The organism is Prochlorococcus marinus str. MIT 9201 (genome assembly GCF_000759955.1).
GTDB classification, from domain to species: domain Bacteria; phylum Cyanobacteriota; class Cyanobacteriia; order PCC-6307; family Cyanobiaceae; genus Prochlorococcus_A; species Prochlorococcus_A marinus_G.
The window spans coordinates 19224-29956 of record NZ_JNAL01000005.1 but is presented as its reverse complement, the minus strand read 5'-3'; the positions used below and the strand labels follow the sequence as shown (position 1 = coordinate 29956).

Below are 10733 nucleotides of genomic sequence, written 5' to 3'. Positions count from 1 at the left end.
TTTTATATATAAATAGGGTTTAGAATAAGTAAGTAGGATAAAACAAGTTTACCTTAATTAAATAAATTAAATATGCATGAATTTCTTCCATACGCCTGGTTCGAAGGTAAATGTATTCCATTTAAAGAAGCAAAAATATCAATAGCTACTCATGCACTACATTACGGTACTGCTGCATTTGGAGGAATGCGAGCAATACCTAACCCTAAAAATAAAGAAGAATTCCTTTTATTTAGAACTGATAAACACATAAAAAGATTATCTCAAAGTGCAAAATTTCTCTTAACTGATATTTCTGAAGAATATATTTATAAAGCCTTAGAGGAAGTTATAAAAAGAAATAAGCCAGAAAAACCTATTTATATTAGACCATTCGTATATACAAGTGATTTAGGTATAGCTCCAAGATTACACGATATTGAAACAGATTTCTTTATTTATTGTATTGAACTAGGAGATTATCTATCCCCAGATGGAGTTTCTTGTAGAATGAGTAGTTGGACTAGACAAGAAGATAGATCTCTCCCATTGAGAGGAAAAATAAGTGGAGCTTATATTACTAGTTCATTAGCTAAAACAGAAGCTAGTTTATCGGGTTTTGATGAAGCCTTGCTATTAAATTCAAGTGGTAAGGTAAGCGAAGCTAGTGGTATGAATTTATTTATTGTAAGAAATGGAGATTTAATCACTCCTGGTGTTGATCAAGATATCCTTGAGGGGATTACTAGAGCTAGTGTTATTGAATTAGCAAAATCATTTGGTATAAATGTAATTGAAAGGCCTGTTGATAAAACAGAATTACTAATAGCAGATGAAGTTTTTCTAACTGGTACAGCGGCAAAAATTACACCTGTTAAAAAAATTGAATCAAGTGAATTAAATAGTGAAAGACCAATAATGAATAAATTAAAAAGTAAGCTTATAGAAATAACAGAAGGTCGTTCTCAAGACTATGATAATTGGGTAACAAGAATTTCTCTAAAATAAATTAATTTTTACCTAAAAAATGGAATCTTTCAAAACCTATTTAAATAGAGATGAAAAGCCATTAATAATTTTTGACGGAGGTACTGGAACATCTTTTCAGAACTTAAATCTTACTGCAGACGACTTTGGAGGCAAAGAATTAGAGGGTTGTAATGAAAACCTTGTTTTATCATCACCAAAGGTAGTTGAAAAGGTACATAATTCATTTTTAGAAGCAGGTTGTCATGTTATAGAAACTAATACTTTTGGAGCGTCATCAATAGTTCTTGATGAATATGATATTGCGGATAAGGCATATGAGATAAATAAAAATGCTGCATTAATAGCGAAAAATGCTGCTGCCAAATATGCATCAGTAGATAAGCCTAGGTTTGTTGCTGGCTCAATTGGCCCAACTACTAAATTACCCACATTAGGACATATAGATTTTGATGAATTAAAGCAATCATATAAAGAACAAATATATGGTCTTACTGATGGAGGAGTTGATCTTCTTTTAATTGAAACTTGTCAAGATGTATTACAAATTAAATCTGCCTTATCAGCGTCTAAAGAAGTACTTGATAGTAAAAATATAGATATACCTATAATGGTATCTATAACAATGGAAACAACAGGTACTATGCTTGTTGGATCTGACATCGCCTCTGCATTAACAATATTAGAGCCCTTTAATATAGATATCCTTGGACTGAATTGTGCAACTGGTCCAGAACAGATGAAAGAACATATTAAATATTTATCTGAAAATTCTCCTTTCGCTATAAGCTGTATTCCCAATGCAGGACTTCCTGAAAATATTGGTGGTGTAGCTCACTACAGATTAAAGCCAATAGAATTAAAGATGCAGTTAATGAATTTTATATATGACTTTAATGTTCAATTAATAGGTGGATGTTGTGGTACAACACCTGAACATATTAAATATCTTTCTTCAATAATTGATGAAATTACTTATATCGAAAGGTCTAACAAAAATGGTAATAACAATTTAAGTGGTTATATTCCTTCTGCATCATCAATATATAATTCTGTACCGTACAAACAAGACAATTCTATCTTGATTGTAGGAGAAAGATTAAATGCAAGTGGATCTAAAAAGGTAAGGGAGTTATTAAATAACGAAGATTGGGATGGACTTGTTTCAATTGCCAAGCAACAACAAAAAGAAAATGCACACGTTCTTGATGTGAATGTTGATTATGTGGGGAGAGACGGTGTGAAAGATATGAAGGAAATAACTTCAAGACTAGTTACCAATACAAATTTGCCATTAATGATTGACTCTACAGATGCTGACAAAATGGAAAGTGGATTAAAGTCAGCTGGTGGTAAATGTATTATAAATTCAACCAATTACGAAGACGGCAATGAAAGATTTGATCAAGTACTAAATTTAGCCTTAGGGTATGGTTCAGGTCTTGTTGTAGGAACTATTGATGAAGATGGAATGGCCAGGAATGCAGATAAAAAATATAACATTGTAAAACGAGCGCTAAATAGAACTAGAGAATGTGGCTTGTCAGATTATGAGCTATTTTTTGATCCATTAGCTCTGCCAATATCTACTGGTATAGAAGAAGATAGATTAAACGCTAAAGAAACAATTACTGCTATATCAAAAATTCGTGAAAATTTCCCAGATATTCATATCATACTGGGGATATCAAACATTAGTTTTGGTCTTTCACCATTATCAAGAATTAATCTAAATTCAATATTTTTAGATGAATGCATTAAAGCAGGATTGGATTCTGCTATCATCGCACCAAATAAAATTTTGCCATTATCAAAAATTTCTGAAGAAACTAAAAAGCTTTGCTTAGATTTGATATATGACAAAAGAGAATTTGAAGATGATATTTGTATTTATGATCCATTAGTAGAATTAACAAAGGCTTTTCAAGATTTATCTATTCAAGATTTCAAAAAAGCATCCTCAGAAAATAAAAACCTAACTCTGGAAGAAATTCTAAAAAATCATATAATTGATGGAGAAAAAATAGGTTTAGAGGATCAATTAAATAAAGCTTTAAAAAAATATAAACCTCTTGAAATAATTAATACTTTTTTACTTGATGGGATGAAAGTTGTAGGAGATTTATTTGGTTCAGGTCAAATGCAATTGCCATTTGTACTCCAATCAGCAGAAACAATGAAATTTGCTGTTTCAATTTTAGAACCATATATGGAAACAGTAGATGAAAATATATCAAATGGAAAACTCTTAATTGCAACTGTAAAAGGTGATGTTCATGATATTGGAAAAAATTTGGTTGATATAATACTTACAAATAATGGTTATGACGTTATAAATCTTGGAATAAAGCAAGATGTTTCAGCAATTATAGATGCACAAAAAAAGCACAATGCAGATTGCATCGCTATGAGCGGATTACTTGTTAAATCAACTGCTTTTATGAAAGATAATTTAGAGGCTTTTAACAATGAAGATATTAATGTACCAGTAATATTAGGAGGCGCAGCCTTAACCCCAAAATTTGTAAATGAGGACTGCAGCAAAATATATAACGGGAAAATATTGTACGGAAAAGATGCGTTCACTGATCTTAAATTTATGAATGAATATATGGATAATAAAAAAAAGGGTAATTGGTCAAATACAGAGGGGTTTATTAACAATGAAGGTATAAATATTAATTTAGCCTCATCAAAATCCAACTCTCAAGCTGTTAAAAAATCAATATCTATAGATATAGAGACTTCTAAATTAAATTTAAAAGAAAATTTTATAAGATCTAAATTTATAAATGAAGAAGAGCCAATTCAAGCCCCTTTCTTGGGAACGAAAGTCTTGAACGACGTTGATATAGATTTAAATAAGTTAATTTTTTATTTAGATAAAAAAGCTCTTTTTAGCGGACAATGGCAAATAAAAAAAGGAAAAAATCAAAGCGTAGATGAATACAATATCTATTTAGATTCATACGCTAAACCATTGTTAGATAAATGGATAGATATAATTATAGAAAAAAAGCTTATCTCACCTAAAGCAGTTTATGGATATTTTAGATGTGGGAGAAAAGACAATAGTATCCTCTTATATGATGAGAAATCATTAAATAAAATTTCCCAATTTAATTTTCCAAGACAAAAATCTGGGAATAATTTATGTATAGCTGATTTCTATTGTGATTTAAAAAATGATAAACCGATAGATATATTTCCTATGCAGGCAGTAACGATGGGGGATATTGCTAGTGAATATTCTCAAAAATTATTTAAAGAAGATAGATATAGCGATTATTTAATATTCCATGGACTTACAGTGCAATTAGCAGAAGCTCTAGCTGAGTATGTCCATGCATTAATTCGAATTGAATGTGGTTTTAGGACTGAAGAACCAGACAAAAATAGAGAAATACTAGCTCAAAAATATAGAGGTGCTAGATATTCTTTTGGTTATCCTGCATGTCCAAAAGTATCTGATTCAAACATACAATTATCATTGTTGGATGCACAAAGAATAAACTTGACCATGGATGAATCTGAACAACTTCATCCAGAACAAAGTACTACAGCTATCATTTCACTACACTCAAAAGCTAAATATTTCAGCGCTTAAGATAAATCTTTAGTTGTTTTCTAAATATTCAATAATTTCTTCCTGTAGTTCTTCCATCGTTTCATTATCACCCAGATCAAGTCCCTCACCCGCGGCATCCTGTGTTAACTCAAGATAATATGAAGCACCGTCACTAGATAAAAATTCTAATGCGGATGTTTCATCACTATCTTTAAAAGCTTCATAAAGAGCTTTAAATGCTATGTTTTCAGTAAAGTCCCAATCCATAATGAAAAAAACCTTATTAGAATTATTACCTCCTTACCCCCCATACTCGTCAACCTTTTTTAAAGAAATGTTGGTGTTTTATTATTATTAAAAAAATCTATGACTATAAATAATCAAGATCAGTTAAATGTCCTAGGAGAAAAAATTGAGATTTGTAGTTGCGCACCTATGACAGGGTGGTTCAGAGATGGTTTTTGCAACTATGACAAAAATGATGGAGGGAATCATTCACTATGTTGTGTAATGGATGATAATTTCCTGAAATATAGTAAATCACAAGGTAATGATTTAATAACTCCCATGCCTATTTATTCCTTCCCAGGACTAAAGGATGGTGATCATTGGTGTATTTGTCTTGATAGGTGGAAGCAAGCATTATTAGACGGTCTTGCACCAAAAGTCATATTAGAATCAACTAATATTGTAGTCTTAGAATCAGTACCTCTGGAAAAATTGAAAGAATATCAATTTACTAAAAAGTAATTACAAGTTTATTTTTTTTTTTAAAATGGTTATGATAATTTTTTTTAAATGAGTTTAGAAATATATTGGAAAAAAGCACTAGAACAAACTCAATTATCAATTGATGATAAATCATTATATCCTCTCAAAACTGATATTATTACAAGAGAATTATATGAAAAAGACGACTTCATAATTAGGAAACTCGATACTTCAAAATTTAATAAAAAAAAAATTTATGGTCCTAAGCAAAATCCATTTTGTCCTTGGGACAAGATACTAGAAATTGATAAAATTGGTGATAATCATCAACTAATATTAAATAAGTACCCTGTACAAAAAGGTCATATTTTACTTATTACAAATGAATGGAAACCTCAAAATGGTTGGTTAGATATTAAGGATTGGAGAGCGATCCAACAAGTTAATAAAGATACTAGTGGATTATGGTTTTTTAATAGTTCTCCAATTGCGGGTGCAAGTCAACCTCACAGGCATTTTCAACTTCTGCGTAGATCTAAAGGTGAGATATCATGCCCTAGAGAAAAGTGGTTTTTAGAGATGAACTCATATCAAGATCCAAATAGTAAGCTTAAAAAAAATATTATTGTATCCAAATTTAATTTTTTAGAAAATTCATCGTGTCTTTTTGAATTTTATTTAGAATTATGCAAGAAATCAGGACTTGGGGACCCCATTAGTGATAAAAAACCACTATGTCCCTACAATATTTTAATAACTAATAAATGGATCGCTATTATAAAGAGAAAATATGATCATATTCATGGTTTTAGTATTAACGGATTAGGGTTTGCAGGATATCTATTAGTAACTGAAAAATCAAATATTAATTATTTAAAGGAATTTGGTCCTGAAAAACTTCTAGAAAATTTTGTTTAAAGCTAGTTGGTTACTTCAACTTCTTTATCCCTGCTAATTTGGCTTTCGAGAACATCTATAGATGCTTTTACGGAGGCGATTTTACGTTCAAGTGAATCCTTAATATAATTAAGCATTTCTAATTTCTTATGTTGATAAAAACTTTTTTTTTCTTTAGATGACTTGAAATTACAATTAAACATTTTTATTTTTATTATAAAAAGATACTTGATTGACTTGTGACATGAAAATAAATTGGTTTTAATTTAAAAACAATATTACGTATGGACTTTCAATTTTTTTTTAATAAAATTAGATAAATTCCATACTATTCAAAAAAATATTATTGAATATTCCTGAAAATTCAAATACAAAAAGAATTTCAATTGATTTACCTGAGGAACTAATTTCCAGGTTTGATCAATTACGAAAAGAGTGGGGATTAAGAGCAAGAGGACCTGTAATAGAAAAGATACTTAAAGAACTTCTTCAAGAAGATGATTTTCTACCTAAGAACCAACAGCAAGAAATAGACTTTAATGAGAAGAAGATTAATGAAAATTTAAACATTGATGAGGATACTGCATTGGTATTAATTAAATCAGACGTAATAAAAGAAGTAAATGAGACATCTTTGAATAAAAGATTTACAAATAACAAACAACATAAAGAAAAAGCCAACTCAAACATAAGCCTTCCCAATTTTGTTGAAAAAAAAGTAAAGAATCTAAGAAGAAGTATTAATAGTGAAAAATTAAAGGAGAATATTAATGATATTCAAATTAATACAATTAAAGAAACGGAATTAATAAAATGTCGAATTGAGTTAATTAGTCATTGGAAAACTTTATATGGATCGGTTCCTAATGATCATGTAGTAGAAGCTTCGATGGATTGGTTTGAAAGGGATATATGGCCAAATCTTGATGGAACTGAAAATCTACCCTTTACGTGGAGTGCAGCCAATAAATTAATGTCAGAATTATGCCCATTTTGGATAAAAAAAAATCCATCCCTTGAAATTGTTTTATTAATGATTGGCGTTTTAGAAGACCCATTTGCCACATCAGATCTGATAAATAGAATACCAACACTTATGAGAAGGTTTGTAAGCAGATTTAAGCGAAATAATAGATCAAATTCATTTCAAACATTGGATTCAACAATGACAGTACATGGAGCACTTAAATTATTGAATTTATCAACATCCGTAGGATCAGCTCATACGTTCCGTAAAATTAAGGAGGCCTATAAATCAAAAGCCTTAGAGACGCATCCAGATGCTGGAGGATCAACAGATCAAATGAGAAAATTAAATGAAGCGTATCAATTACTAAAAAATCTATATAGAAACTAGTATACTCATTCTTAAATAAGACTAGATATAGGTCTAAATATTAGTCCAATATAAGAAAACTAAGAGTTATAGTTTCCAATCTTTATCAATAATTTATTAGTTATTAGTTAAAATTAATTGATGTAGCTATCTTTAATAAACAGAATAAAATAAAATTTACTTCGAAATACTTTAAGAAATAAATTTGTGTAGTAATTCTTATATAAGACTCATTATGAGTCTATTATTTAGTCCTGTTTTAGATAAATTAGATTCAATAGATTGCCAATTACAATAGACTGCAAATTACTAAAGGTTCATAAATTTAAAATTATCAATAAATGCATAAATTATGTCCTTTCAATGTCCAAAAAAAATGTTACATCTAAGAAGCATTGCTATTATTAGGTTTTAAATATAGCTGTACTGCCTTATAGACAGTACTACTTTGTTTGCAGCTTTTGTATAGCCGTTTGTTTATCAATGCTAGGTACATCTCCTAATCCATTAGCGTCAAACCAAGGAGCGCTAGCCCAATCGAAACCTTCGCCAAATGTGTTATCTGGTGCAGTTATATACCAATGACATGAAGCGTCAGGAACATCCACAGAACATTTTGACCAATCATCAGACCACTGGGGGACTTGTACCCATAGCACTGAAGATAAAATTAGAGATAATAGATTGATCATGAACTCTATAATACAACATTAATCAGATTTATAGGATTATTACTTGTCTTATATAAGAATTATATATAGACTATTATTTAGACTCAAATAAGACTAGAAATACAATTAGCATCTCAATTTAGTGTTAAAATTTTTTTCGATATTAGAAATGATACTTGAGTGTACTGATTGAATTTCTGAATCTAGTAATGTTTTATCTTTATCTCTATAAGATAATCTAAATGTATAACTGATTTGGTCATCCCCAAGTTTAATATCTTCAAAAACATCAATTAAAAATACATCCTCTAAGAGATTTTTTCCTGTTTTTTTTATTTGTGATGTTATGTCGCTAATTAAAAATTTCTTACTGAATACAAAATTTATATCCCTTTCCATTTTCGGAACAATTGGGTATTGCTTAAATATTGGAATCCATTTATTTTTTCTTGTGCTAGCTCTCAAGAGATTAGCTACTTTTATGCTAAATAAATATACTTTTTTTAATGATTTCTTTTCTAATATTAATTTAGGGTGAATTTCACCAAAATATCCTGCATCTTTCCCTTCAATAATTATTTTTGCTGTTCTTCCTGGATGAAGAAAATCAATTGAATCAGTGGGTTTATCATCTATTTTTATATTCAAACATGATAAGGCTTCCTTTAACTTTCCTCTAGCCTGATAATAATTAAGATCATTATCCTTACCCGAATTAACCCATTTACCAAATTTTCTACTGCCATAAATTGCCCCATTAAGTACTTCCTCTTGAATAAACTCAGTATTCTTGTGAAAAACATTTCCAATTTCAAATATATAACAACTTGTTTGTCCAGCATTTATATTACGGTTCACAATCTCCAAATGTTCTTTCCAGATATTATCTCTTAGGCAACTTGTTTCTAATAACAAAGGATTAGAAATCTTTATAAGTTTTTCATTATCTTCTGGAACAAGAGAGTAGCTAAGTACCTCGTTAAAACCATTTTCTGTAAAACCATTTTTTACTTTTCTCAAGGCCAACTGTTCTGATGACAATTTCCCAGGCTTAATTGGATTAGGAAGGTTCAAGTCGAATCTGTCATACCCTATTAATCTCGCAATTTCTTCAATTAAATCTATTTCTCTTAATAAATCCTGTGATCTATTAGGAATTACTGCCACATCCCAGCCATATTCTTTACTTTTTAATGTACAACCTATTAGTGTTAATTTATCAACTATTTCATTATCAAATAAATTTCTTTTTTCAAATTTATCGTTAATGATTAATGGACCAAGAATTTTATGTATTCTATTTCTACGTAATTTAATAAAATTATCCTCATTATTATTAAAATTCGAAGTGTTGATGATTGGTAATTTAATAGAAAAATATTCTTCTAAAAGATTAATTGCTCTGGTAACTGCACTTATTGTGTTTTTTGATGAAATCCCTTTTTCATATCTGCTGCTAGATTCTGTTCTTATGCCAACCGCCTTTGAAGATTTTCTTATAGTAACTGGATTAAAAACAGCGCCTTCAAGGTAAATAGAAGAAGTAGTATTGGTAACAGAAGTCTCTAAACCACCTATAACCCCAGCAATAGCAACGGGTTTATCGCAACAAGTAACTAATGTAACATTTTCATTTAATTCATATTTTTTACCATCTAAACATACAAGACTTTCATTATCTTTGGCTTTTCGTACAGAAAAGTCTTCGGGAGAAACTTCCTTTCCAATTAAGTTAGATAGTTTTTCCTTGTCAAACGCATGCAAAGGTTGCCCTTGTTCTAAAAGAATATAGTTTGTTAAATCAACTAGAAGATTAATCGACTTTATACCTGATTTTTCTATGCGGTCTTTAAGCCATTTTGGAGATAATTTGTCTCCATTTACTCTATCAATGCAGCTTATCGTATAAATGCAATTAGATGTTATGGCATCTGGGCAAAGTTTAATTTCCTTGAGTAATTGAATATTGTATTTATGGTTTAATTCTGGAAAATTTAATGTTGATTCTAAGAGGGCAGAAATTTCGCGTGCTATACCTATAACCGACATTCCGTCAGGCCTATTAGCTGTAATTGCTAAATCATATATAAAATCATTTAATTGAAGTAATTCAGACGCTGGAGTGCCCAATTCATGTTTTAAGGCTAACTCTTCATCAATAATTTCTATCCCTTCGCTAGAGTCTTCTAAACCTAGTTCCTGCAGAGAGCATATCATTCCTTCACTTATGACGCCTCTAATTTCACTTTTTTTAATAGTTAAATCAACTGCATTTAATTTTGCACCGATAGTAGCAACATAAACATAAATATTTGATTTAATATTGCTCGCACCACATATAATTTGTAAATTTTTTGAAGTACCAATATCGACTTGGCAAATTGAAAGTTTTCGGGATCCTTCGTGTTTTAAAACAGATAAAACCTTACCTAAAACAACACCATTTACATTTTCAGAACAATCTTCTAACGATTCAACCTCAAATCCACCAATAGACAATTTCTCCGACAGATCTTCAGGAGTTGAAGTAATTTCTACTAAATTTTTCAACCAATTTTGAGAAACTTTCATATATATTTTTAAT

Annotated in this window: 8 protein-coding genes; 5 read left to right on the top strand and 3 right to left on the bottom strand. The window is 29.9% G+C overall.

The window, feature by feature from the left end; translation table 11 throughout:
- Positions 1–72 precede the first annotated feature (72 nt).
- On the top strand, positions 73–987 hold the full coding sequence (locus EU95_RS07920) for a branched-chain amino acid transaminase (RefSeq protein ID WP_032521411.1): 915 nt from the start codon (positions 73–75) through the stop codon (positions 985–987).
- A gap of 19 nt (positions 988–1006) precedes the next feature.
- Positions 1007–4573: a methionine synthase gene (gene metH, locus EU95_RS07925; RefSeq protein ID WP_032521410.1), complete on the top strand. Its 3567-nt coding sequence runs from the start codon at positions 1007–1009 to the stop codon at positions 4571–4573.
- A gap of 9 nt (positions 4574–4582) precedes the next feature.
- Here the strand turns inward: metH and EU95_RS07930 are convergent, their stop codons facing one another.
- A complete protein-coding gene (locus EU95_RS07930) occupies positions 4583–4801 on the bottom strand; it encodes a hypothetical protein (protein WP_025888346.1) in 219 nt (72 codons plus the stop codon).
- Positions 4802–4900: 99 nt separating this feature from the next.
- Here EU95_RS07930 and EU95_RS07935 point away from each other — a divergent pair, with 99 nt between their 5' ends.
- The 3 genes from EU95_RS07935 (at position 4901) to EU95_RS07950 (ending at position 7499) form a co-directional block, all read left to right on the top strand.
- Positions 4901–5284 (top strand): DUF2237 family protein, encoded by a 384-nt coding sequence (locus EU95_RS07935; RefSeq protein ID WP_032521409.1) that lies wholly within the window; start codon positions 4901–4903, stop codon positions 5282–5284.
- A gap of 48 nt (positions 5285–5332) precedes the next feature.
- On the top strand, positions 5333–6163 hold the full coding sequence (locus EU95_RS07940; RefSeq protein ID WP_032521408.1) for a DUF4922 domain-containing protein: 831 nt from the start codon (positions 5333–5335) through the stop codon (positions 6161–6163).
- A gap of 325 nt (positions 6164–6488) precedes the next feature.
- Positions 6489–7499 carry a DnaJ domain-containing protein gene (locus EU95_RS07950; RefSeq protein WP_032521406.1) on the top strand — a complete coding sequence of 337 codons (1011 nt, stop codon included), beginning with the start codon at positions 6489–6491 and terminating at the stop codon, positions 7497–7499.
- 422 nt (positions 7500–7921) lie between these two features.
- Here the strand turns inward: EU95_RS07950 and EU95_RS07955 are convergent, their stop codons facing one another.
- Positions 7922–8170 (bottom strand): hypothetical protein, encoded by a 249-nt coding sequence (locus tag EU95_RS07955; RefSeq protein ID WP_032521405.1) that lies wholly within the window; start codon positions 8168–8170, stop codon positions 7922–7924.
- A gap of 105 nt (positions 8171–8275) precedes the next feature.
- Positions 8276–10720, bottom strand: coding sequence for a phenylalanine--tRNA ligase subunit beta (pheT, locus tag EU95_RS07960; protein WP_032521404.1), 2445 nt, complete (start codon positions 10718–10720; stop codon positions 8276–8278).
- Between the last annotated feature and the right edge of the window lie 13 nt (positions 10721–10733).